At 41.5% G+C, this 22,229-nt stretch carries 19 protein-coding genes and 2 pseudogenes; 11 read left to right on the forward strand and 10 right to left on the reverse strand.

The window, feature by feature from the left end:
• Position 1: 1 nt before the first annotated feature.
• Together AC4CUX_RS12450 and AC4CUX_RS12455 are read right to left on the reverse strand one after the other, a co-directional pair.
• Complete coding sequence (locus tag AC4CUX_RS12450) at positions 2 to 910, reverse strand: alpha/beta hydrolase family protein (RefSeq protein ID WP_201950729.1); 909 nt, start codon at positions 908 to 910, stop codon at positions 2 to 4.
• A 53-nt stretch (positions 911 to 963) separates the two neighbouring features.
• A complete protein-coding gene (locus AC4CUX_RS12455) occupies positions 964 to 1,761 on the reverse strand; it encodes a crotonase/enoyl-CoA hydratase family protein (protein WP_201950730.1) in 798 nt (265 codons plus the stop codon).
• Between the two features lie 197 nt (positions 1,762 to 1,958).
• Between AC4CUX_RS12455 and pnuC the strand changes: the two genes are divergently transcribed.
• The 3 genes from pnuC (at position 1,959) to AC4CUX_RS12470 (ending at position 3,455) form a co-directional block, all read left to right on the forward strand.
• Entirely contained in the window at positions 1,959 to 2,534 is a 576-nt protein-coding gene (pnuC, locus tag AC4CUX_RS12460) for a nicotinamide riboside transporter PnuC (RefSeq protein WP_005399896.1), read from the forward strand.
• 8 nt (positions 2,535 to 2,542) lie between these two features.
• The gene (locus AC4CUX_RS12465; RefSeq protein WP_005399895.1) at positions 2,543 to 2,812 is read left to right on the forward strand and encodes a hypothetical protein; all 270 of its coding nucleotides are present in this window, start codon (positions 2,543 to 2,545) and stop codon (positions 2,810 to 2,812) included.
• Between the two features lie 133 nt (positions 2,813 to 2,945).
• Complete coding sequence (locus AC4CUX_RS12470; protein WP_183174019.1) at positions 2,946 to 3,455, forward strand: DUF2505 family protein; 510 nt, start codon at positions 2,946 to 2,948, stop codon at positions 3,453 to 3,455.
• A 70-nt stretch (positions 3,456 to 3,525) separates the two neighbouring features.
• Here AC4CUX_RS12470 and AC4CUX_RS12475 read toward each other — a convergent pair whose 3' ends face one another.
• Complete coding sequence (locus AC4CUX_RS12475; RefSeq protein ID WP_005399893.1) at positions 3,526 to 4,803, reverse strand: MFS transporter; 1,278 nt, start codon at positions 4,801 to 4,803, stop codon at positions 3,526 to 3,528.
• A gap of 213 nt (positions 4,804 to 5,016) precedes the next feature.
• Here AC4CUX_RS12475 and def point away from each other — a divergent pair, with 213 nt between their 5' ends.
• Complete coding sequence (gene def, locus AC4CUX_RS12480; RefSeq protein ID WP_004694417.1) at positions 5,017 to 5,502, forward strand: peptide deformylase; 486 nt, start codon at positions 5,017 to 5,019, stop codon at positions 5,500 to 5,502.
• Positions 5,503 to 5,516: 14 nt separating this feature from the next.
• Here the strand turns inward: def and AC4CUX_RS12485 are convergent, their stop codons facing one another.
• The gene (locus tag AC4CUX_RS12485) at positions 5,517 to 6,299 is read right to left on the reverse strand and encodes an AraC family transcriptional regulator (RefSeq protein WP_005399892.1); all 783 of its coding nucleotides are present in this window, start codon (positions 6,297 to 6,299) and stop codon (positions 5,517 to 5,519) included.
• A gap of 103 nt (positions 6,300 to 6,402) precedes the next feature.
• Between AC4CUX_RS12485 and AC4CUX_RS12490 the strand changes: the two genes are divergently transcribed.
• Both AC4CUX_RS12490 and AC4CUX_RS12495 read left to right on the forward strand, forming a co-directional pair.
• Positions 6,403 to 7,623, forward strand: a complete 1,221-nt coding sequence (locus tag AC4CUX_RS12490; protein ID WP_005399891.1) for an MFS transporter — start codon at positions 6,403 to 6,405, stop codon at positions 7,621 to 7,623.
• 136 nt (positions 7,624 to 7,759) lie between these two features.
• Positions 7,760 to 8,218: a hypothetical protein gene (locus AC4CUX_RS12495; RefSeq protein ID WP_005399890.1), complete on the forward strand. Its 459-nt coding sequence runs from the start codon at positions 7,760 to 7,762 to the stop codon at positions 8,216 to 8,218.
• A gap of 2 nt (positions 8,219 to 8,220) precedes the next feature.
• Here AC4CUX_RS12495 and AC4CUX_RS12500 read toward each other — a convergent pair.
• Positions 8,221 to 8,424 (reverse strand): annotated as a pseudogene (locus tag AC4CUX_RS12500) (amino acid transport protein).
• Between the two features lie 120 nt (positions 8,425 to 8,544).
• Positions 8,545 to 9,570, reverse strand: coding sequence for an IS30-like element ISAba125 family transposase (locus AC4CUX_RS12505; protein ID WP_010326927.1), 1,026 nt, complete (start codon positions 9,568 to 9,570; stop codon positions 8,545 to 8,547).
• A gap of 27 nt (positions 9,571 to 9,597) precedes the next feature.
• Here AC4CUX_RS12505 and AC4CUX_RS12510 point away from each other — a divergent pair, with 27 nt between their 5' ends.
• From AC4CUX_RS12510 to AC4CUX_RS12520, 3 genes are all read left to right on the forward strand, one after another.
• Complete coding sequence (locus tag AC4CUX_RS12510; protein WP_490792446.1) at positions 9,598 to 9,978, forward strand: endonuclease domain-containing protein; 381 nt, start codon at positions 9,598 to 9,600, stop codon at positions 9,976 to 9,978.
• Positions 9,979 to 10,179: 201 nt separating this feature from the next.
• A protein-coding gene (locus AC4CUX_RS12515) for an IS3 family transposase (protein ID WP_223235881.1) occupies positions 10,180 to 11,312 on the forward strand; the annotation gives its coding sequence in 2 pieces (ribosomal slippage) (positions 10,180 to 10,432 and positions 10,432 to 11,312; 1,134 coding nt in all).
• Positions 11,313 to 11,441: 129 nt separating this feature from the next.
• Positions 11,442 to 12,698, forward strand: coding sequence for an RES domain-containing protein (locus AC4CUX_RS12520; protein ID WP_010326257.1), 1,257 nt, complete (start codon positions 11,442 to 11,444; stop codon positions 12,696 to 12,698).
• Between the two features lie 206 nt (positions 12,699 to 12,904).
• On the opposite strand, the gene metH is transcribed toward AC4CUX_RS12520, so the two are convergent.
• Positions 12,905 to 16,591: a methionine synthase gene (metH, locus tag AC4CUX_RS12525; protein ID WP_201950745.1), complete on the reverse strand. Its 3,687-nt coding sequence runs from the start codon at positions 16,589 to 16,591 to the stop codon at positions 12,905 to 12,907.
• Between the two features lie 434 nt (positions 16,592 to 17,025).
• Between metH and AC4CUX_RS12530 the strand changes: the two genes are divergently transcribed.
• Positions 17,026 to 18,645 carry an inorganic phosphate transporter gene (locus tag AC4CUX_RS12530; RefSeq protein ID WP_176537381.1) on the forward strand — a complete coding sequence of 540 codons (1,620 nt, stop codon included), beginning with the start codon at positions 17,026 to 17,028 and terminating at the stop codon, positions 18,643 to 18,645.
• Between the two features lie 89 nt (positions 18,646 to 18,734).
• On the opposite strand, the gene AC4CUX_RS12535 is transcribed toward AC4CUX_RS12530, so the two are convergent.
• The 3 genes and pseudogenes from AC4CUX_RS12535 to AC4CUX_RS12545 all read right to left on the reverse strand — a co-directional run bounded on the left by AC4CUX_RS12535 (position 18,735) and on the right by AC4CUX_RS12545 (position 21,337).
• The gene (locus AC4CUX_RS12535; protein WP_490792447.1) at positions 18,735 to 20,282 is read right to left on the reverse strand and encodes a hypothetical protein; all 1,548 of its coding nucleotides are present in this window, start codon (positions 20,280 to 20,282) and stop codon (positions 18,735 to 18,737) included.
• A gap of 155 nt (positions 20,283 to 20,437) precedes the next feature.
• Positions 20,438 to 20,590 (reverse strand): annotated as a pseudogene (locus tag AC4CUX_RS12540) (hypothetical protein); the annotation flags it as partial.
• Positions 20,591 to 20,719: 129 nt separating this feature from the next.
• The gene (locus tag AC4CUX_RS12545) at positions 20,720 to 21,337 is read right to left on the reverse strand and encodes a rhomboid family intramembrane serine protease (RefSeq protein WP_201950757.1); all 618 of its coding nucleotides are present in this window, start codon (positions 21,335 to 21,337) and stop codon (positions 20,720 to 20,722) included.
• A 160-nt stretch (positions 21,338 to 21,497) separates the two neighbouring features.
• On the opposite strand from AC4CUX_RS12545, the gene nfuA reads away from it, so the two are divergent.
• Positions 21,498 to 22,136, forward strand: a complete 639-nt coding sequence (gene nfuA / locus AC4CUX_RS12550; RefSeq protein ID WP_004981041.1) for a Fe-S biogenesis protein NfuA — start codon at positions 21,498 to 21,500, stop codon at positions 22,134 to 22,136.
• The last annotated feature ends 93 nt before the right edge of the window (positions 22,137 to 22,229 follow it).

Raw genomic sequence — 22,229 nt, forward strand, 5'->3', positions numbered from 1 at the left:
TTTAACGTTCCGTAATGGTTGGTAATGATAAATAGCCATCGAAAGTGTTCAGCATATCTTCCCAGATGGCTTCGGCCCCTTGGCGGAAATATCCCATGTGCCCAATTTCTTTCAAGCCATAGTCATTGGCTTCAATATTGAGATAATGCATGTTCGCATGCCGATAATGCTGCATAAATGCATGCCTTGAGTTTGGTAAAGCCCAGTCATCATCCAGTGCTGAAACAGCATAGATTGGAGTTTTGACCTGTGCATACTGTTCCAGTAAGTGTCGCTGCTCTGGATCTGCAAAAAAGTAGGTCGGATTTTTACACCATTTTCGCCACTGTGTGTAGACATCCACAGGTAAATCGGTACCCATTTTCAGCAGGCTCCAAGGCAGATAGCCCTTTAGTGCAACCATCGGCGGGAAAATAAGATTCCACATGACATGTACTTTCATTTTCTCCCGAAACGGCATATAGCCATGCCAACCCGCACCTGTGCCAAAGCAATACATCGCAGTGACTTGGTCATGGTTGTGGATTAAACCGAGTGCTTGGCCTCCATAAGAGTGTCCAACCACAAAAATAGGTTTGTCATCTTTGTGGATAGAGTCAATGGCAGCCGACAAGTCTAGCTGCCCCCAGTCCAAATAGGACATGCTAAAACCTTTGAGTTGCTTCGGTGCAGAAAGCCCCACACCACGATAATCAAAAGTTAGGACTTGAAAACCTAGCGCTACTGCATACTCGGCAAAGCGACGATAGAACTGCTGTGGTACACCTGTTGCACTGGCAACAATGATGTTGGCTTTGATCGGCTCAGATGAGCGATAACGTGTACCAACAAGTATATAACCATCGGTTGCTGAAAATTTTACAGTTTGTTTCTCAATTTGGGGCGAATCTAAATGGGCTGTGCCTTGCATTATCGTTTCTTCTTTTTTGTTAAATACTAAAGTCGGTTCCAGACTTTTGGGCTTTACTGTCCTTTAAACTGAGCAGGGCGGCGTTGTAGCATCGCCATGACACCTTCTTGGACATCTTGGGTTTTGAGTAGTGGGCTGAGGTGCTCTTGTAAATGTGCAAAGGCATAGTCTGCGCCGTGTTGTACGGCTTGTTGTGCAGAAGCCAGCGTGGCTTGAACGGCAAGTGGTGCAGCTTGTGCAATTGATTCTGCAAGGCTCAATGCTCGCTCTAATGCAGCATTTGGCGTGGATGCTTCTACGACCTCGGTAATTAAATTGAGGTCGAGAGCTACTTGTGCATTGAAGCTGTCACCTGTGAGTAGATAGCGCATAGCTTTGTTCCAACCCGCCGCTTGTACAAAGCGAACCGTTGCACCGCCAAAGGGTAAAATACCGCGCTGTACTTCCATTTGGGCAAATTGTGTATTGGCATCGGCAATAACCACATCGGCATTGAGCATCAGTTCAATTCCCGCGGTAAAGCAAAAGCCTTGGACTGCCACAACCACGGGTTTGGTACGAGGTCTGGAGCTGGTGCCCCAAGGGTTAATTTGTGTCGCGGGAAAGTCGAAAACGCCTGCAGTGAGTTTGGGTTGCAACTCAACCAAATCAAGCCCAGCAGTAAAATGTTCTCCGTGCGCAAAAATTACAGCACAGCGCAGTGAAGGATCATCCTCATATTCGGTAAGGGCCAGTGATAAGTCATGAATCATATGACTATCGAAAGCATTGCGCTTGGCTGCGCGATCTAAACCAATTAAAAATAACGAACCGCGAACTTCGCGACTGACACGACCTTGTTGTTCTGACATTTTGATTATTCCTGCATCGTTTTATAAGTTTTTAAACGATTGTTAGAAAACTGTCAAAACTTATGCGTATTCATTCTGTGACTCGACAGTTTGATCCGATTCACCGAAAAAAACGACGTTTAGATTGAGCGGAATTGTCTTGCCTTTATTGAGTTTTTTTTCATAATAGCAGCACTTCTTTGAATACCAGTTGAACCATGTCTAGCCTTGAAATATTTGCAGTCATCATTAGCTTAATTGGGGTGACGTTGACCATTAAGCGCAATATGTGGTGTTGGTGGTTTAACTTCGCTGCTTTCTTGTTATATGCCTATTTGTTTTATACCTATAAGTTGTATGGCGAAACCATTTTGCAGTTTTTCTTTGTAGTGGTGAACTTTTACGGTTTTTATCACTGGCTCAAAGGTAAACAACAAGATCATGAGATTCGGATTGAACCGATTACAGCTCGGCAAGTGATTTTGCAAATGCTACTTGCCGCTGCGGCTGGTGCAGTATTTGGTTTGAGCTTAAAGTATTTGACCGATGCTGCTGTACCGCTATTGGATGCGCAGCTCGCAGCGTTTAGTCTGTTGGCGACTTATTGGACCAGTCGTAAACATATTGCGACATGGGTGCTGTGGGTATTTGTCGATATTGTTTATGTCGGTATGTTTATCTATAAAGATTTGTTCCTAACCGCGGCTTTATATGCAGGCTTTGTTGGCTTGGCGGCTTTTGGATGGTGGCAATGGACACAGGTACGCCATAAACAACAGCTGAAAAGTGTTTAGGCTAGGCAGTGTTGATTGACTTTAAACAAATACAATTGGCTCAATTTGAGTCGGTCATTGAACGGTTAAAGGGAAGTCCACAGCAATATTTGGACTTTGCTTCGGTTGCGGATTTTTATCAGGCCACTTGGCTGGATGACTTACCCAGTAGTGCAAGTTGGGCGGTCACAGGGCTGGATGATGGGGCCGAGCATTTTGATATTCGCTTGGCCTGTTTTGAGCGCGTGGTTTTTATTCATATTGCAGATGATATTGTCATACAGAATGGCACACATTGAAATCTAGATCACGGTATAGTCGGTGCTGGAGCATCGTCTATATTTGACCTTTCTACAGGATGACGAGATCCAGTTTTCAGTCCTGATCAGGGCATGGATGTTTACAAAAACAAAAAATAAAGGATTTAATGCTATGGCACATCAGTTTGTAGTCAATGCCACCATCAAAGGTGTTTCATTGGATGACTTCCGTCGACTCGCAGCCAATATCAGCTTACATGAAAATGTTTGTCGTCGTATTCCCGGTGAGAAGTTGGAAATTTTGGAGTCGAATAAAGTCGGCGATATTTATACCCTCAAGCGCGCGTATAATTTGGATGTCAATATTCCAGATATTGCGAAGAAATTTTTAAAAGATGCCTTTCGCTTACAACGTACCGACGTCAGCAATTTAGTTGTATTGAGCTCGGAAGTTCGTTTAGACCCCAACTTACCTTTAGAAGCCGTGTGCCAACGTAGTGTATCGGGTAATGATGAGCAGATTCACTTTCAACTGGAATGGACGGTAAAAGTGAAAGTGCCATTAATTGGCGGTATGTTAGAAAAACATGCTGAAGGTGAAATCCGTAAGTTTAGCCAAATCGAGCTTGATATTGTGGAAGATGAACTGCGCCAAAATTTGCATGCAGAAACTTTAAGCTAAAGGCTTTGACCTCATGTTTTCAAAGTATGTTGCATAAAAAGAAACCCTTCGATTGAAGGGTTTTATCATTTTAGTGCTTCATCTCGAACTGAGCTCGATAAACCAAAGCTGTGAAGAAGCAAATCAAACAGACCAGCCAAATATAATACATCGCGCCAATGTTGCTATAGAGACTGAGCCATTGAACCAAAGGCAGTGTGATGCCTCCTGCAATAGCATAGGCGACATTGTAGGAAAACGAAATGCCCGAAAAGCGGATTGGAGCAGGGAACATTTTGACCATGCTATAGGACACAAGCCCTACCGTGCCTGAAAAGAATCCCAAAAGCATATACAGTGCAAACACCGTAGTTGGACTGACCGCACCTAAACTGTGATAGAAAATGGTTGCGATAGCGGCGACACCGAGCGAGCCAAAAATCAAGACCTTGGCTGCACCAAAACGATCTGCCAATGTCCCAGCGAGTATACATCCCAGCATTTGCATGATGATCGCAGCACTTTGCATTTGAAAAGCATCGCTACGTTCAAAGCCAAAGGCACCCGTCAGTAAGTTTGGCATGGCTAAAATCAGGACTACCACACAAGCAGTTAAGAACCAAGTCAAGAGCATACCAATCACCACGGCGGTTTTATGGTTGGCGAAGACTTGTTTCACCGGCATTTCTTTAGACAGCTCTTTACGTGCTTGCATGGCTTTGAATACGGGTGTTTCTTTCAAATAACTGCGTAAATACAAGGCCACTAAGCCAAAAATACCGCCCACAATAAAGGGAATGCGCCATGCCCAATCATGTATAGCGGCTTCATTAAACTGAAGAGAAATGAACAGTGACATTAAAGCACCGAGCAAAATGCCGAGTGACAAACCAGCCGTAAGTAAGCCATTGGCAAAACCAATTTTTTCAGATGGGACATGTTCAGAAACAAAGGTCCATGCCGCTGGAATTTCTCCACCAATTGCAATGCCTTGTACCACCCGCATAAGGAGTAAGAGTAAAGGTGCGGCATAACCAATCGTTTCAAAGGTCGGCATAACCCCGATCATGAGGGTAGGCAAAGCCATGAGCAAAATAGATAAGCTAAATAGACGCTTGCGCCCGATGAGGTCGCCAAAGTGCGCCATGACTACACCGCCAAGTGGACGGAAGAAGTAACCTGCGGCAAAAATACCGTAAGTATTCAGCATAGCCCAAAATGGGCTGAGCCCTGCGGGAAAGAACAGCTCAGAAATAATTTTGGCGTAAAAAACATAAATAACAAAGTCATAGAACTCAAGTGCACCACCGAGTGATGACAGCCCAAGGGTACGTTTGTCTTCTCTGGTCAAACGTGGTGTTGCATCCATGCGTATATTTCCAAAGCTAAATAAAGGTTTATATTTGATTTTAAAGAAGTCTTTTTTGAATGAATAATCAATCTTTCTTTACTGGGTTTGAACTAAAAATTATACATGAATCAACATAGTTGATTTGACGGTCAACGTAAATTTATAACGCAGGCGAGATAAAAAGCTTATGATATAAAAAGAATAAATAGGTATAAAAATTAGGATTTGTGTATGAGTGTCATTTTACCTGTTGCGCAACGTGGTGAAGATATTTTAAGACTCAAAGCTGCTCGCGTCGCAGATGCAGAATTTAATAGCGACTGGCTCATGCAGTTGGCTTCTGCCATGATTGCGACCATGTTAGAGCGGAGCGGTGTGGGCATTGCCGCACCACAAGTCTATATTTCAAAGCGGGTCATTATTGTGGCTTCACGGCCAAATTTACGCTATCCCGATGCACCTGAAATGGACGCCGTGGTGATGGTCAATCCTGAAATTTTAGAGTTTTCGCAAGCAACGACCTTAGGTGAAGAAGGCTGTTTAAGCGTACCGAATGAGCGTGGTCAGGTACAGCGTGCGCAAAGCATTAAGGTGTTGTATCACACTTTGACTGGTGAGGTAATGGAAAGTACTTTTGAAGGTTTTCCTGCACGCATTGTGCAACATGAAATCGATCATCTAAATGGTATTTTATTTGTCGATCGCCTGAGTGCTTAGTCGCGAGTGTCATTTTATTCATCTTTATATTTAAACTGTTGTGGGGTCTGCCCCAAATGACGTTTAAACATGGCACTAAATGCACTCGGATTGCTATAGCCAAGAGATCTTGCAATCTGCGCGACAGATTCACCACTGGCAATTTTACTTAAGGCATGGGCAATATGCATTTGCTGAACCCATGCGCGATAAGACAGCCCCGTTTCCTTTTGAAACATGCGCATCAAGGTTCTGGAGCTGGTGCCAATTTCATCGGCCCATGTGCTTAAATCTTTTAACTGATCGGGCGTACTTAATAGTGCTTGGCAAATATTCATTAAGCGTTTGTCTTGTGGCCACGGAATTTGAATGGGCAACAGATTGGCTTTATGAATTTCATCAAAAATTAAAATCTGTAAAGATCGAGACAGTTCATCAGAGCTGATCAGCTCGGAGGGTGGAATGTGTTCAATCGCATTGAGCCGAATGAGCAGTTCATGCAATAACTTACTGACCCGAATAATAAAACAATGTTGCCCCAGCAGTGCAGCTGCATCTGCTTGAACCAATGCGGTATTGAGTTTAACTCGGCTTAATGAAATCACACTGTGCTCAACATGGGTCGGAATCCAAAGTGCACACATCGGCGGCACGATCCAGACATGATTCGGGGTGAACACTTGAATCATCCCTGCCGAAGCATACAGAAACTGCGCCCGTGAATGCGTATGCGCAGGGGTAATCTCTCGATAGGTATGCTCAGAAGAGAGTCCAATCACCAATTCGGACATTTCGGTTTGAATCAGAGAGTTTGGCATGTGTGGTTTAAATTGTCAGTTATACAATGATTATTGGAAGATAGTCTTGTGAATGACAATTTACAATCAATGCTTGATGAAAAATACATGGAGTTTGCGAGGGATGTCGTCTTCAATTCAAATGAAAGAGGGTATGGGCGAAGCTACAATCAATGAGCAACCGCAAGGTATGATTATAAAAGTGGTGGGAGCGGTGGCGGTTGCGCATCTACTGAATGACTTGATTCAAGCCGTTTTGCCAGCCATTTATCCAATGCTGAAAACCAATTTTTCCTTAAGCTTTGCGCAAGTCGGACTGATTTCATTGGTCTATCAAATTACGGCATCGCTACTGCAACCTTGGATTGGACTCTATACCGACAAACATCCGAAACCTTATCTGCTCCCACTCGGTATGGTGGTGACTTTTAGCGGCATTTTGCTGTTGGCATTTTCACCAAATTTTATTGTACTGCTCATGGCCTCGGCATTGATTGGTGTAGGATCTTCGACCTTTCACCCTGAAGCCTCACGTGTAGCACGTATGGCTTCGGGTGGGCGCTTTGGCACAGCACAATCGACCTTTCAGGTCGGTGGCAATACAGGTACAGCGATTGGGCCTTTATTGGCCGCGCTGATTATTGTGCCTTTTGGGCAGCATGCCGTGGCATGGTTGATTGTATTTGCTTTACTTGCGATTTGGGTTCTGTTCGGTGTCAGCCGTTGGAGCATCAGTCACAGTAAAAAACAATTGGCTGCCAAAGCGCATCAAGTGCAAAGCAAACTGCATGGGCGTCAACTCGTCATCGCGCTGTCGACCATTTGCGTGTTGATGTTTGCTAAATTTACTTACATCGCCAGCATCAGTAACTATTTCACTTTTTATTTAATGCACAAGTTTCACCTCAGTTTACAAAGTGCGCAGTTACATCTCTTTGCCTTTTTGGCTGCGGTGGCTCTGGGTACATTTGCTGGTGGGCCGATTGGAGATCGAATTGGGCGTAAAGCGGTGATTTGGGTGTCTTTTGTCGGCATGGCGCCGTTTGCGTTGATGATGCCGCATGCCAATCTATTTTGGACGACTGTACTGTCGATTATCACAGGTTTAGTACTTTCCTCTGCCTTTGCTGCCATGGTGGTCTATGCACAAGAGGCTGTTCCGGGACGAGTTGGCATGATTGCAGGGTTAATGTTTGGTTTAATGTTCGGTGTAAGTGGTATCGCCGCAGCAGGCTTAGGATATTTGGCTGACGTCAACGGCATTGAATGGGTATTTGGCGTGTGTGCGTTATTGCCTTTACTCGGTTTAGCGACCTTCTTTTTACCGAAGACTCAAGCAAACTAACTGAATACGGCTGACCTTCAGTTTTAATCGCGCTATCTTATCAAACTAAGATGGCGCGATTGCATTTTGGCCTGATGATTATTGTTATGTATAAATGCACTGGGGTTGTGTGGTTTGATTTTAGAGGATTGATGTAATGACTGATCTGAATGCTGTACTCAAATTTTCATTAGGCGTAGATCGACTTTCATTTGAAATGGATGGACAGCATATTCGGTTAGACCACGGTTTAAGCTTTATACAGTCAAACAGTATGCGTCATGGGTTACTGGATGAACTTGCGATTGAGTCGATGATTTATGTGATTGAGGAGCTGTTAGAATCCGTTCAGATGAAGTATGTCCAACCTAAGACCGCCATGACTTCAGATGTATTATTCCAAAAGGTTTTAGCATTATTTTTCTCAGATCAGCAGCAAATTGACCGTGTGCAACTTGAAAGTGCTTTTAATACATTTATTGAGCGCAGGGAATACTATGTGTCTAAGGTGGCTGATGAAGGTTTCTCTAGTTTGGTTTACTTTATTGTACTGCGGGAGATGATGCATCACTGGAATGTGGTGGAGATTCAATTAGAACAGCTTGATTTTGAATGATATTAAAAACGTAAAAAATAAGGAATGATAGATAACACAATACCAGTGCCACTCAGTAGGAAATTACTCTCAATAAAATAAGGGAAAACCATTAAAACTAAACCTACAATAAAAGGCACAGTCATTTTTTACTTTTTTCCATACAAAAAATAGCCTAAACCAATTGAGCTAAAGATCACGCCTAGAAAGAGTTGAGTACTGTTCATGATGATGTTTAGTGCATTGTCATTTTCTGTTAGATATTATGCCAAGGTTATTATAAGAAGATATGAAAATTAAGAGTGCCGTGATGCAACCGTATAATAAAAACTTAAAACAGGGCGAATTCAAACATGAGGTGCGACAGTTTGAAAAGTCTTATGATAATCAACAAGCTGAGCAAATTTCTCTAATGGTGTAAGCCAATCTAACGCTTTTCTAGGACGAGTATTCAGTGACATGGCAACTTGATTTAAATAATGCTGATCTGCCTGATTTAAATCAATCCCTTTAGGTAAATATTGCCTAATTAAACCATTCATATTTTCGCATGTGCCTTTTTGCCAGGGTGAATGTGGGTCACAGAAATATACATCTATGCCTAAATCTTCTTCAAGTATTTTATGTTCTGCCATCTCGCGTCCACGGTCATAGGTCAACGTTTTACGCAGTTCTGCAGGTAAATATTTCAGAGCTTCAGTTAAAGCCTTGCGCACTGATTCTGCCTTTGCATCAGGTAATGTTGCCAAGATACAGAGCCGTGTATTTCGTTCAATAAGTGTTGCTATCGAACTTTTATTGTCTTTACCTTTAATTAAATCAGCTTCCCAATGACCCGGTATTTTTCTTTCTTGAACTTCGGCTGGGCGCTCATGAATAGTTTTAATATCCTGTAATATAGAATCTTTTTTAGGTTCACCGTTAGCTTTTCGCTTTTTATTTTCATGACGCAGACAGGATAATAAGTCTTTTTTCAACTCACCCTTGGGTAATGCGCGTATCGTTGAATAAATCGTTGTATGGCTTACATTCATTGTTTGATCCAAATCAGGAAATGTCTTTAAACGCTTTGCTATTTGCTGAGGAGACCATAAACAACGGATCGCTTCAACAATAAATTTCCAGAGGATTGAATCGATTTTGAGTTTTCTGTGACCACGTCTACGTCTAGCAAAAGTGTTATCAGAAGCATATCGAGCTTGATAAACGTCATTGATGCTATTTCTTTTAAGCTCACGATAGATCGTACTAGGATGTCTTTTAATAAGTTCAGCAAATTTTCTGGCTGAAAAGCCTTCTTTTCTTGACTCAAGCATTAATGCAGTACGATCTTCAAAGTTAAGATGATGGTATGACAATTTTATATACTCCATAAACCCTTTAAATTAATTAGGTGGTTTATGTCGCACTTCAAGTTTTACTCTGCCCAGCCATCTCGTGATTTACGTAATAATATGACTGATGCTGAACAACTATTATGGCAGAGATTAAGACGTAAACAGATTTTAGGGCTACAGTTTTATAGACAGAAGCCGATTCTCAATTTTATCGTCGATTTTTATTGTCCTTCTGCAAATTTGGTGATTGAGTGTGATGGTGGGCAGCATTACACAGCAGAAGGGCTGGAGGCTGATCGGGCGAGGGATCAAGCTTTGGCGCAGTTGGGGTTGAACGTGCTGAGGTTTGATAATAGGCAGATTTTGACTGAAACTGATGCTGTGGTGGATCAGATTTATTGGATTGCGAAACAGAGATTGGAATCCCTCTCTTGCGAAAAGTAGTTTCTCACCTTTGGGAAAGGGGGGACTTTACGCGAATTTTGTTGAGGTTTTGAATTCGCGGGGTTCCTCCCTTTTTAAAGAGAGGTTAGGAGGGATTACTCATAAAAACATAGAGAGGTGGATCAGGAAATTTGAACAACACTTATAAGTGATATTTTGCTCCCCAAATGATGTTATAAACATCAATATATGGAGTATTTTATGGCACGTAGACCAAGAAGAAATCATTCAAATGATTTTAAAGCTAAGGTAGCACTTGCTGCGATTAAAGCAGAAAAAACACTTGCTGAATTGAGTGCTGAATTTGATGTTCATCAAAACCAAATTATCGACTGGAAAAATCAACTGATTTCAGCTTCCTCGCAAGCTTTCGATCAATCAAAAGCTCCAACAGAACCACCCATCGATCTAAAAAAACTACATGCAAAAATCGGTGAGCAGGCATTAGAAATTGATTTTTTAGAAGGTGTGTTGAAGAAACTGGGCCGCTTCAACCACAAAAGTTAATCGATGACTCACTTCAGATTTCAGTATCTAAGCAAGCTCAGCTGCTGAAAGTCTCCCGTGGTTGTTATTACTATCGCCCAAAACCTGTGAGTGCATCAGATCTGAAGCTAATGCGGTGTATGGATGAGTTACATATGCAATACCCTTTTGCAGGTAGCCGGATGATGCGTGATTTGTTGAATCGTCAAGGACATCATATAGGACGACGTCATACACGTACTTTAATGAAGAAAATGGGCATTAATGCGTTATATTGCAAACCAAATTTAAGCCAGGCTAATCAAGCTCACCGCAAATATCCATATCTGCTCAAAGGATTGGCTATTCAGCGCAGTAATCAAGTGTGGTCTACGGATATAACGTATATCCCTATGGCAAAAGGCTTTGTTTATTTATGTGCTGTGATTGATTGGCATAGCCGCAAGGTACTTGCGCATAGAGTATCGATTAGTATGGAGGTTACATTTTGCATAGAAACATTAAATGAAGCTATTGAAAAATATGGTCGACCTGAAATATTTAATACAGACCAAGGCAGTCAGTTTACCAGTGATGCATTTATTGATGTATTGAAATCAAATGGCATTCAAATCAGTATGGATGGTAAAGGTCGATGGGTTGATAATGTGATGGTTGAACGATTATGGCGGAGCGTTAAATATGAAGAGGTGTATCTCAAAGCCTACAGCAATGTTTTGGATGCGAAGAAGCAATTAAACGCATATTTTGAATTTTATAATTTGAAACGACCTCATTCGAGTCTGGACAAAATGACTCCAGATGAGTTTTACTATGACCAGCTACCACAACAAAATAAGGTAGCTTAACTAGAGCAGAGTATCACTTATAAATAAGCTTTTAGTTGTTCAAACATGTGGGACCACCTCTTAGGTTAATATAATTGTTTGTAATATATTGAATTTACTTTATGGGGGAAATTAAAGAAGGTTGCCTAAATGCTGCTTTGTAAAATGTGTATTGAAAAGAAATTACCATCTTATACATATAATAATGAAAATTTTGGAAGACAATTTTGTGAAGAGTGTCAGAGTGAAACTCAGCATTTAGATTATGAAGTTTTTAAAAATAAATTATTCGACGTGATATCTAATAATTATAAACTTTTAAGTAATCTTCCTTATAGAGCAGGTTGGTTTTATGAAGCGCATGATGAAGATGGGGTAGTGGATAATTTCTATGATCTTATAGAGCCATTGAATTTAGATGAAGAGTTAGCAGAAACATTAGCAGATGATTGGGCAGAGAAGTATGGTAATGATTGTTTAGTACTTTATGATGATTCTTTAGAAGAGTATGAAGGGTGTAATAAGGAATTTGAATGGGAGGATATTCAGGAAAGTTTTAAACATGAATTTAGATTTTTCAACTCGAAACTAAAAGATTTTTTAGATCATACTTTTGAATTTTTAATTGATGATCAAAGAATTAATGAATCACTCATAAATATTATACCTCCGAGTACTACTTTATATCGTGGAAGAAGTTTTGATAGCCTTAAAGATTTAAAAAAAGAAATTAATAATGATAATTTGATGTTTGAGTTGGAAAATGAAACTGAAGAACTTGCAAAAAATATTCGAAATAAATTTGGACTTGTACCATCATACTTAGCTAGTGACCAAAGGATGACGCCTTTAGGTGTATCCGCTCTTTATCTATCTACTGATAAACTAGCGTGTGTAGCTGAAATTAGAGCTTTAGTTGGGCAATATGTTGGTGTTGCTGAATTTTCTAACAGAGTAGAATTGAAGCTATTAAATTTGAATAAATTAGCAAAGGGGTTTTATCCCTATCATTTAGAAGAAAACTATCTTGAAAAACTAGATGTTTACGTATTCTTTAAAAAACTCATAGCAAGTGTATCTAGACCAAAACTTGATAGTGGAAAGTTTGATTATTTGATAAGTCAGTATTTTTTTGAGTATTTAAGAGTAAAGTTTTCAAACCAAATTGATGGGATTTATTTGAAATCTATTCAGTTACCTACAGCTGATAATATTATCTTATTCCCTGAGGTTACTACTGAGGGTATAGATAGCTCTCTTTTCGCAGGGAATAATAAAATTTATTTTTCATGGAATGCAACGGCAATGAGTGGTCTGAGTATTTCACAGGTGAAATCAATTGTTATTACTACTGAGATTGAATATATATCCCATCCAAGAATGACAGAATCAACGGATTGGATTTAATCCCTCCCAACCTCCCTTTGAAAAAGGGAGGAGCTGCCACGTAACTCATTTAATCACATGATATCCCCCTTCTTTTTAAAGCAGGTGAGAAGCATTGCTTCGCAAGGGAGATTAAACTCAAAAGAATCCCCTCACTTTGAGGGGATTTTTTTATTTAATACGAATTGATTTTCTTCCCCCTTTGTTAAAGGGGGATCGAGGGGGATTTAAACAATCGAATCATCTAAATTCGGTGCCAACCAACGCTTCGCTACATCCAGTGACCAACCCTTACGCTTTGCATAATCCTCAAGTTGATCCTGAGAAATCTTGCCCACATTAAAGTATTCACTTTCAGGGTGCGAATAATAGAAACCACTCACAGAAGAAGGCGGCATCATCGCAAAGTGTTCAGTCAGTTTCGTACCGATTTTTTCTTCAGAACCTAACCAGTCAAACAACACCGCTTTTTCAGAATGCTCTGGACAAGCAGGGTAACCTGGCGCAGGACGAATACCAACATACTTCTCTTTGATCAATTCTTCATTGCCCAAAGTCTCATCGGCTTTATAGCCCCAGAACTCTTTACGAATACGCTCATGCAAATGCTCCGCAAATGCTTCGGCAAAACGATCCGCTAAAGACTGAATCAAGATTGCAGAGTAATCATCACCTTTGGCTTTATATTCATTCGCCAATTCTTCCGCACCAAAGATTGATACCGTGAAACCACCAAGATAATCGGTATTGTCTTTAGAAGTGCTAATAAAGTCGGCTAAAGATAAATTCGGCTTACCCGTGACTTTGTCAGACTGCTGACGTAGGTGCTCAAAAGTATGCGTTACAGTTTGACCTGCTTCATCAAATACGCTGACGGTATCTGCACCTGTACGTTGTGCAGGGTATAAACCAAACACAGCACGTGCATCGAAACGATTATTCTCGATAATGTCTTTCAACATGATTTGTGCTTGATTGTACAAATCAGTCGCGGCTTCACCCACCACTTCATCTTCTAGAATTTTCGGGAATTTACCTGCCAAGCTCCAAGAAATAAAGAATGGTGTCCAGTCAAAATATTCCACCAATGTTGCAAGTGGGTAGTTGGTGAGGACATGTGTACCCATCGTATTTGGAATTGGCGGTACATAATTCGCATCCACTTTAAAGCCATTTTCAATCGATTCGGCATAGCTGAGCTTCGCTGCTTTCGGCTGTTTATTCGCTAAACGTTCACGAATCTTGGCATATTCAGCACGATGCTCTGCAATAAAGTTACCACGCATTTCTTTAGACAGTAGGGTAGTCGCTACACCCACTGCACGAGAGGCATCTGCTACATAAATTACCGCATCATTTGAATATTGTGGGTCAATTTTAACCGCGGTATGGGCTTTCGATGTGGTTGCACCACCAATCAGTAAAGGAATGGTAAAACCTTTACGCTGCATTTCTTTGGCAACAAACACCATTTCATCCAAAGATGGGGTGATCAAACCAGATAAACCGATGATGTCACATTTTTCATCAATCGCGGTTTGCAAGATTTTTTCCGCAGGTACCATTACACCAAGGTCAACGATGTCATAGCCATTACAACCCAAGACCACGCCCACGATATTCTTACCAATATCATGTACGTCACCTTTTACGGTTGCCATCAAAACACGGCCTTTAGATTGTGCATTGCCTTTTTCGGCTTCGATGTACGGGTTCAGCCATGCCACAGCTTGTTTCATCACGCGTGCAGATTTTACTACTTGCGGTAAGAACATTTTACCCGAACCGAATAGATCACCGACCACGTTCATACCATCCATCAATGCGCCTTCAATGACATCAAGAGGACGTTTGGCTTTGAGGCGGGCTTCTTCGGTATCTTCGTCGATATAGGTAGTGATGCCTTTTACTAGTGCGTATTCAAGACGCTTTTCAACCGACTCATTCCGCCATTCAAGATTTTCAGCTTCACGCTGCGCGCCACTATGACCACGGAATTTTTCTGCCACTTCAAGCAATTTTTCTGTGGCGTTTTGACCTGATTCACCTTGGTTTTGGTTCAGTACAACATCTTCAACCGCATCTTTCAGTTCTTTTGGAATATCGTCATAAATCGCCATTTGACCCGCGTTCACGATACCCATGGTCATGCCTTGCTTAATGGCATAGTAAAGGAACACCGAGTGAATCGCTTCACGTACAGGTTCATTACCACGGAAGGAGAAGGAGACGTTAGAGACACCACCCGAGATCATGGCATGCGGTAGGTTCTGTTTGATCCAACCTGTGGCTTCAATAAAATCGACGCCATAGTTGTTGTGTTCTTCAATCCCTGTTGCCACTGCAAACACGTTCGGGTCAAAAATAATATCTTCAGCGGGGAAGCCAACATCATTGACTAAAACATCATAAGAACGTTTACAGATTTCACGCTTGCGTGCAGCCGTATCTGCCTGACCTGTTTCATCAAATGCCATGACAATAATCGCAGCACCATACTGGCGACATAAACGTGCTTTTTCGACAAACTCGTCATAACCTTCTTTTAAGGAAATTGAGTTCACGACAGGCTTACCTTGTACGCATTTTAAGCCTGCTTCAATAATTTCCCATTTTGATGAGTCAATCATGATTGGCACACGAGAAATATCAGGTTCAGATGCCACTAGATTGAGGAAATGTACCATTGCATTTTGCGAATCGAGCATCCCTTCATCCATGTTGATATCAATAATTTGTGCGCCTGCAACGACTTGTTGCTGTGCTACCTCTAGGGCTTCAGCAAATTTTTCTTCACGGATGAGACGTAGGAACTTTTTTGAACCTGTAACGTTGGTCCGTTCACCGACATTAACGAATAATGAATCATCATAAATATTAAAGGGTTCTAAACCACTTAAACGACATGCAGGTCTGGTTTCTGGAATCTGACGTGGTTTTATATCTTTAACCGCATTGTAAATGGCACGGATATGATCAGGCGTTGTACCACAGCAACCACCGGTAATATTGATCAAACCACTTTCTGCAAATTCTTTAATGAAGGCTGCGGTTTGTTCAGGGGTTTCGTCATATTCACCAAAAGCATTTGGCAAGCCTGCATTTGGATGCGCTGAAACAAAAGTATCGGCTACATCAGCAATAGTTTTCACGTGTGGACGCATGGCATCTGCACCCAAGGCACAGTTAAAACCAATTGAGAGTAAGTCACCATGACGCACCGAGTTCCAGAACGCTTCTGCGGTTTGGCCTGTTAAGGTACGGCCTGACGCATCGGTAATGGTCCCTGAAATCATCAGGGGTAATTCACGACCAAGTTGTTTGAACACTTCTTTCACTGCAAAGATTGCCGCTTTACAGTTCAAGGTATCGAACACGGTTTCGATCAAGAGGATGTCTGCACCACCTTCGATTAAGGCGTGCGTTGCTTCAATATAGTTTTCTTTCAGTTCATCAAAGGTAATGTTACGGAACGCTGGGTCATTTACATTGGGTGAAATTGAACAAGTACGTGAGGTTGGGCCAAGTACGCCTGCAACAAAACGTGGTTTATCTGGGGTTGAATATTTGTCGCATGCTGCACGCGCTAAACGTGCTGCTTCACGGTTGATCTCTGGAACGAGGTCTTCCATGTGGTAGTCCGACATCGAAACACGTGTGCCGTTAAAGCTGTTGGTTTCAATAATGTCTGCACCCGCATCCAAATAAGCTTCATGAATGCCTTGAATAATTTGTGGCTGAGTCAGCACCAAAAGGTCGTTGTTGCCTTTGAGGTCAGAAGCCCAATCTACAAAGCGTTCACCACGATAATCTTCTTCTTCGAGCTTGTGACGCTGAATCATGGTACCCATTGCACCATCGATAATAAGGATGCGCTCGGAAAGAAGTGCTTTTAAGGTGGCAAGTGTAGACATTCAAAACTCACAAACAGGTTTTCAAAACGTGCAATATTTTAGCAGAAAAGCAGATTGATTGATGCCTAATTCAAGTGGTATTGGCTATATGGCAAATAAAAAAGGCTGATTTAGCTTTAATTTTCACGAAAGTGAAATATAGAACCGCTATGTTAATAGATCAGAATAAATAGAGATGAAAAAATATTGATTAGAGCAGATTGTTACAGACTACAGACAGCACAGCCAAATGTAAGAAAATAATTCAGCGTAATCCGCACCGAAAAATTAAATTTTGAGCCAGCACAGTGCGTTCAAGGCCTATAGGTGATTTACTGCTGATCTAAAATAAGCCAATTATGAAAAAATTGGCTTCATGTGACACGCATTTGTCATATAATTGTCACAATTAAATTGAACAATAGGGGATATTGATATCCTCTTTAGCCGTCTGCATGAATTCTAATATTCCTCCCGTCCAAGATCAGGTGCACGTGACACAGGTCAAGTCGACGAATGTGCACGTACCTACACCGAAATTTTTTATGCCGGTGTTTTTAACGGTCATTATTTCAACGCTAATTTATATTGGCTTTCAGCTTTCTGCTGACTTATCGCATGTTCCTGCACTGAATCTTTACTCTTTAATCCTTTTAGCGACGGCGTTGTTCATTGCTTTGGGTTTTGAGTTTGTAAATGGCTTCCATGACACTGCCAATGCGGTTGCAACGGTCATTTATACCAATGCACTGTCTGCGCCTGTTGCGGTGATGTGGGCTGGTTTCTGTAACTTCCTTGGGGTTATGGTCGCAAGTGGTGCAGTGGCTTACGGTATTATTGCACTGCTGCCCGTTGAGTTGATTATGAATGTCAGCTCAGGTGCAGGTTTTGCCATGGTATTTGCCATGTTGATTGCTGCGATTTTGTGGAACTTGGGCACATGGTTCTTGGGTATTCCAGCATCAAGTTCACATACTTTGATTGGTTCAATCTTAGGTGTGGGCATCATGAACTACCTGATGCATTCGGGTAGCGGCGCTTCGGGTGTCGATATGGATCAGGTGATTAAAGTCGGTAAAGCTTTACTGTTTTCACCTATGATCGGTTTTGCTTTTGCAGCAGTGTTATTCTTATTGGTAAAAAAAATCTTTAAGAAACAACTGGAACTGTTCCAACCACCTGAAGGCAACAAACCACCACCGCCACTGATTCGTGCCATTTTGATTTTTACTTGCACGGGTGTAAGTTTTGCGCACGGTTCAAATGACGGTCAAAAAGGTATGGGGCTAATCATGCTGATTTTGATTGGTATTGTGCCTTTGGCTTATTCTTTAAATAAGAATTTAGATTCACAGCACATTCAGTCATTTGCTCAACTTTCAGATCAAACTGCGGCTGTGATTTATCCGAATCATAACGATATTGCAGATGAAAAAGCCCGTACGGTAATCACGCAATATATTCAAACCAAAGAAATAACCCCAGAAGTCGTACCTGCTTTAGCCAGTTTGACAGATCATTTGGGTGAGCGTGTTGGCCATTATGGAGATCTTAAAGCTATTCCTGAAGCTGAAGTTTCTGCACTACGTAATGACATGTACTTAAGCACGACTGCGTTCAAACGTTTGGATAAAGCGGATCAATTGCCAGCGATGTCTGAAGCAGGCAAGAAGACAGTAAAAGAATATCGTAGTAACCTTGATTCATTCTTACAGTATATCCCAACATGGGTGAAAGTGGCTGTGGCATTGGCTTTAGGTCTAGGTACGATGGTCGGTTGGAAGCGTATTGTCGTGACTGTAGGTGAGCGTATTGGTAAAAACCATATGACTTATGGTCAAGGCATGTCAGCAGAATTGGTGGCGATGACCACGATTGCAGCTGCTGATGGCTTTGGTATGCCAGTATCGACCACTCACGTGTTGAACTCTGCGGTTGCAGGGACCATGGTGGCAAACAAGTCTGGTCTGAACTTTGCAACAGTAAGAACCATTCTTTCGGCTTGGATCTTTACCTTGCCAGCAACGATCTGTTTATCAGGTGGCTTGTTCTGGTTGTTTCTACAGTTCGTTTAATCTGATTGGTAAAAACCAATGATAAAAAAAACGCTACCTTGGGTAGCGTTTTTTTAGCTCTGTATTTTATGAACGATGCTGTTCATATTTTACTTTTTGAATTTCGCCCAGACTTTGTCTAAAGGTAGTTTATCTGCGGCAAAGCCATAAAGTGCTACAAAGGGCAGTGCAGTACGTGCTAAATAAGCTACACGCCATAAGCCACCATGGTTTGCACCATGCATCATCAGCTCTAAAGGATGTTCAAGTTTGACCTCCGGGTTAGCTACAGACGCAGGATTACGCAGGTCATGGATCCATAAAGCCGCCATGATGGCATTGGTAGTTTCAGGTTTAAAGGCTTCAACATCAAACAAGCTCGCTCCATTAAATGCGGCTTTGAGCAGTGGATTTTTGGTGACAGAATGCGTGGTGGTTGATGGCGCAATGTTGATGCTGACGCGCTGACCTTCTGAGCGAGCAAGCGTTGCACGCCACTGCTGAATACGTTTAGCCAACGCATAGTTCGGCCCTTGTTCAATCACTAAACAGTCGGCGATACCATAAGACTTCGTATTATCCGACTCGATGAGCTCATGTAGGTTTTTCTTAAAAAATAGTTGTCCGCTGAGGGTTGAAATACTCTTGCTAATCATCTGCTGCGTTTTAGAGCGTCCACTGAACTTTTGCTCAGACGCTGTAATGATTTCTTCTGGAACTGCATAGACATCGGTAGGTGTACACATATACATCAAACTGGTATCTGCTTTTTGCGCACTGACATATTGCATGATCGCATCCATTGCAACGGAAACGCGGACATGTTTTTCACCATCCAAATAAGCAATCGCAGCCAAATCTAACTGATGTGGGTTTTGTACCAACCATTGTGCAATTTCAGGCACTTGTGTCAGTAAGTTCGCACCAAGTTTTTCTTTAAGCACAGACACAGGTGTTTCCGCGCTCAAAGCTTCAACTGATGGGGCATATAGCGTGGCATTGCCGTGTTGAATGGTGTCTAAAATTTTGCTCCACACGCGGCTATTCGGTAAATCAACTGCCACAATATTGGCTTTCCATTGGGCTAACCATGTGAGTGGACCCGCTTCAGATGCCGCACCGAACAAAACCATTGTGCGATCTGATAAATCAAACCATTCAGGATGTTCCACACAAGCAATCAGTGCTTCAGCATGACTGGGTTCAATCACACCTGCATCTAACCATGTTTGGATTTGTGCAAGTAAAGCACCCCCTTTGAGTTGTTGGCCTTTATAAGGCACTGACCATTCAGGCGTCGCATGACTTTCGCCTTTGAGTTTAATAGTATGCAGTGGTGCGCTTTCAAGTGACATTACATCTTTGAGGAGATGTTTTTGCCCATCCCGATAAAAATCAAACACATTATGTGCTTTGTTGAGCCCATCTTGTGCCATTTGAATCGGTGCAATTTGATTACGAATCCCAAATTCAACTAAGGATTTAAAATAGCGTGGATATTGTTTACGCCAGCTCTTTTCTGTAAGAGCTGTAACAGAGCTCTGGTGATCAACATTTGCTAAGGCCTCTGCAATAATCTCTTTCCCTGTACGTGAGGTACTAACTTTTTGTGTTTTAGGGTAAGTTGGAAATTGAAGACCATCTAAGGGATTGGACATGCAAGAAATCTCACTGGCATTTGCTATTTATATACAGTTGTAAACATTATCTATGCCAAATCAAATTACTGCTTGGCATTTCATGCCAAATTTATGTAAAAATATATATAATAAAAAAGCCTTCTGAATAGAAGGCTTTTGAGTTTAGCAGCGACCTTTTTGGTCTGTCCTAGTGGGCAGAAATCGCTTTGGCCATGAGGATAATAAGAACGATCATCGACGATGATACTCCCTTCAGGAGTGTGTACCGCACAGGCTGTAAAACTGAGACTGATCATCAAGGTTGCCAATATAGACATTATTTTTATCGCAATTTCCTTGGTTTATAGTTGTCCTGATGTTCATTGTAAAAATCAGGACCACCCATTGCTGTAGAAAAATGTTACTGAGCCTATATGCGTATGGATGCAATCCATGTGCAATCTAGGCGTTCGGCTTTAAATAGGTAACTGGGTTAATTTGTTCAGAAAGTGTGGAATAAGACGCGGCTCTAAAATTAAGGTCATGATGACCCCATAAGCAGCTCCCCAAAGGTGGGCGCTATGGTTGATGTTGGAGTTTCCTTTTTTACCTGCCCAGATGCTATATGCCACGTACAACACTGCAAAAATAATCGCAGGTACGGGAATAAAAAATACAAAAATCAGCTTCCAAGGTTCAAACAACACATAAGCGAACAATACCGCAGAGACCGCACCAGAAGCACCAAGGCTTGCCCAGCGCACATCATTTTTATGTTTTAAATAACTTGGTAAAATGGCAAAAATTAAACCACCCAGATAAAACAAAATAAAACCTAACTCATAGAAGTATTGACGGTAAAAACTTTCAATGATGCTACCAAAGAAAAACAGGGTGAACATATTGAACAGGAGATGCATACCATCGGCATGAATAAAGCCATGGGTAATAAAACGATCGTATTGTCCACGTTGCATCGCAGGAGGCCAGAAAATCAGTCGGTTCATCACGTTCTGATTTGAAAAGGCCACCATAGAAATAATCACCGTAATAATAATGATCGTAACTGTATGATTAAAAGGTAAATCCAACATTTCTGAGATGTTCTGCATATAACTATCTTGTGGTCATAATGCCATTAAATTGAGCGAAAAGATGAACTTTCACAATAAATCCGACAATTTTGGTTGATTTTTTTTAATTACCCCGCATCTTCAGTTAAAATAGCAACTTCAGCTTGAGGAAATGATTGTTATGTCGACTGAGAACAGCAGCACTGCAGTTGCAGAGGAAATTCCAAACTTATTGATTACTCCGACTGCACAAGAGTATTTACGTGATTTATTAGAAAAACAAAATACACCGGGCATTGCTGTACGTGTATTTGTTGAAAATCCGGGTACACCACGTGCTGAATGTTGTATGGCATATAGTGCGCCTGAAGAAGTGATCCCAACCGATTACCGTCAAGATTATCCAGATTTTCCTGCGTATATCGATACACCGTCTATTCCATACTTATTAGATGCAGTGATTGATTACAACAAAGACCGTTTTGGTGGGCAGTTAACTTTCCGTGCCCCAAACTCGAAAGTACCACGCGTCGGTCCTGATGCATCGATTGAAGAGCGTATTACGTATATTCTTCAGTCTGAAATTAACCCAGGTCTAGCAGGGCATGGTGGTAACTGTGCATTGGTTGAAGTCGTTGAAGATGAAGAGCATGGTTTAACGGCTGTACTGAAATTCGGTGGTGGTTGCCAAGGCTGTTCAGCAATTGATGTCACGCTGAAACAGGGTGTTGAAACGACTCTGCAACAACACATTCCTGAGTTACGTCGTGTGATTGACCAGACGGATCATACGCAGGCAGAAGGCGCGTACTTCAAATAATTTTTAAACCATTTTACCAAATAACCTCCTTAAATTAGGGGGTTATATTTTATCTAAAGGTAAAATGTAACTGAGAATAATTATCAATATTTA

It is taken from the genome of Acinetobacter sp. 231_lipA (assembly GCF_058243005.1).

What these genes read in the sequence shown, in the direction of transcription:
- AC4CUX_RS12475 (WP_005399893.1), bottom strand. Translation starts at nt 4,803, where the DNA reads ATGGATGCAACACCACGTTTGACCAGAGAAGACAAACGTACCCTTGGG.
- AC4CUX_RS12485 (WP_005399892.1), bottom strand. Translation starts at nt 6,299, where the DNA reads ATGCCAAACTCTCTGATTCAAACCGAAATGTCCGAATTGGTGATTGGA.
- def (WP_004694417.1), top strand. Translation starts at nt 5,017, where the DNA reads ATGAGTGTCATTTTACCTGTTGCGCAACGTGGTGAAGATATTTTAAGA.
- AC4CUX_RS12545 (WP_201950757.1), bottom strand. Translation starts at nt 21,337, where the DNA reads ATGTTGGATTTACCTTTTAATCATACAGTTACGATCATTATTATTACG.
- nfuA (WP_004981041.1), top strand. Translation starts at nt 21,498, where the DNA reads ATGTCGACTGAGAACAGCAGCACTGCAGTTGCAGAGGAAATTCCAAAC.
- AC4CUX_RS12470 (WP_183174019.1), top strand. Translation starts at nt 2,946, where the DNA reads ATGGCACATCAGTTTGTAGTCAATGCCACCATCAAAGGTGTTTCATTG.
- AC4CUX_RS12495 (WP_005399890.1), top strand. Translation starts at nt 7,760, where the DNA reads ATGACTGATCTGAATGCTGTACTCAAATTTTCATTAGGCGTAGATCGA.
- metH (WP_201950745.1), bottom strand. Translation starts at nt 16,591, where the DNA reads ATGTCTACACTTGCCACCTTAAAAGCACTTCTTTCCGAGCGCATCCTT.
- AC4CUX_RS12490 (WP_005399891.1), top strand. Translation starts at nt 6,403, where the DNA reads ATGTCGTCTTCAATTCAAATGAAAGAGGGTATGGGCGAAGCTACAATC.
- AC4CUX_RS12535 (WP_490792447.1), bottom strand. Translation starts at nt 20,282, where the DNA reads ATGTCCAATCCCTTAGATGGTCTTCAATTTCCAACTTACCCTAAAACA.
- AC4CUX_RS12450 (WP_201950729.1), bottom strand. Translation starts at nt 910, where the DNA reads ATGCAAGGCACAGCCCATTTAGATTCGCCCCAAATTGAGAAACAAACT.
- AC4CUX_RS12510 (WP_490792446.1), top strand. Translation starts at nt 9,598, where the DNA reads ATGTCGCACTTCAAGTTTTACTCTGCCCAGCCATCTCGTGATTTACGT.
- AC4CUX_RS12455 (WP_201950730.1), bottom strand. Translation starts at nt 1,761, where the DNA reads ATGTCAGAACAACAAGGTCGTGTCAGTCGCGAAGTTCGCGGTTCGTTA.
- AC4CUX_RS12530 (WP_176537381.1), top strand. Translation starts at nt 17,026, where the DNA reads ATGAATTCTAATATTCCTCCCGTCCAAGATCAGGTGCACGTGACACAG.
- pnuC (WP_005399896.1), top strand. Translation starts at nt 1,959, where the DNA reads ATGTCTAGCCTTGAAATATTTGCAGTCATCATTAGCTTAATTGGGGTG.
- AC4CUX_RS12520 (WP_010326257.1), top strand. Translation starts at nt 11,442, where the DNA reads ATGCTGCTTTGTAAAATGTGTATTGAAAAGAAATTACCATCTTATACA.
- AC4CUX_RS12505 (WP_010326927.1), bottom strand. Translation starts at nt 9,570, where the DNA reads ATGGAGTATATAAAATTGTCATACCATCATCTTAACTTTGAAGATCGT.